Raw genomic sequence first — 713 nt, forward strand, 5'->3', positions numbered from 1 at the left:
ACTAATTGTTCGAAATGTTGCGATGTTAAGTCTACACCACAATACTTTTTGGGGATTTTAAATTCACAACCATCTTTAAAACCTTTGCAACCGATAAATTTTTCATATTCTACCATTTCTTTGCCGCAGAAAGGACAATTAATTCCGGTATCCTTCCCTGGTTTCTTTTTAGAACTTTCTTGATTTTCTGCATTAAATCCCCAATCAACACACTGTTTTTGTACGTTCCAAAATAAATAAGTATTAAATTTAGAACCACTATTTGACACAAATCCATTTATTACATCTGTTTTTTTGTTCTTTAGCAATTTCTTAATTTGAGCTTCTGATATTTTTTTCTTAGCAATAGTTTTCTTCACACCAAATTTGCAATTATGCTCTTTATAACCCTTACAACCATAGAACTTTTCATACTCTACAATATCTGAACCGCAGTTTGGACATTCACCAATCTTTGCAAGTTCTTTTAATTGTGCAACTTCATTTTCAAAGTTCCAGTCTTTTGAACGATCAATAATATTACTTACCAAATTTTTAGTTAATACTTTTGATTTCTGTAGAAAATCCAGATGACTATATTTCCCTTCTGCGATTGCCTTTAATGCCTGCTCCCATTTTGCTGTCATTATAGGTGAAGCAATAGCTGACTCTGTTCCTAAGGCTTCAATTAACATCATTGCTTTCGGGGTAGGATATACTGAATTCGACTTTAT

The 713-nt window shown here is 32.3% G+C and carries 1 protein-coding gene; it reads right to left on the minus strand.

What is annotated here, in order from left to right:
- Positions 1-674, minus strand: a 674-nt coding sequence (locus RCF13_RS21795) for a topoisomerase C-terminal repeat-containing protein (protein WP_308141550.1), incomplete at its 3' end; no start/stop codon positions are given.
- Between the last annotated feature and the right edge of the window lie 39 nt (positions 675-713).

Source organism: Stenotrophomonas maltophilia group sp. RNC7, assembly GCF_030910085.1.
In the GTDB taxonomy this organism is placed as follows: domain Bacteria; phylum Pseudomonadota; class Gammaproteobacteria; order Xanthomonadales; family Xanthomonadaceae; genus Stenotrophomonas; species Stenotrophomonas sepilia.